The following is a 249-nucleotide window of genomic DNA, read 5'->3' as shown; positions in this document are numbered from 1 at the left end:
AAATTGAATTGACGGATGAACGTAACGACCAGCAAGAAACTTTTCACTATGAAAATGGAATAGAAGCTTTTGTGGATTACTTGAATGAAGAAAAAGAAACCCTTCATAGTGTTGTCAGTCTGGAAGGGGAACAGAATGGGATTGAAGTCGATCTGGCCTTTCAATTCAACGATGGTTATTCAGAAAATATTTTAAGCTTTGTAAATAATGTTCGAACAAAAGACGGCGGCACCCATGAGATTGGCGCAA

The 249-nt window shown here is 38.2% G+C and carries 1 pseudogene; it reads left to right on the top strand.

The features are described from left to right. A pseudogene (locus SB773_RS33700) lies at positions 1-249 on the top strand (DNA topoisomerase IV subunit B); the annotation flags it as partial.

Origin of the sequence: Bacillus sp. SIMBA_074, from assembly GCF_046534555.1 — a bacterium.
Lineage (GTDB): Bacteria > Bacillota > Bacilli > Bacillales > Bacillaceae_G > Bacillus_A > Bacillus_A mycoides.
Note: the sequence above shows the minus strand (reverse complement) of the source record. Positions and strands in the feature narration are given on the sequence as shown.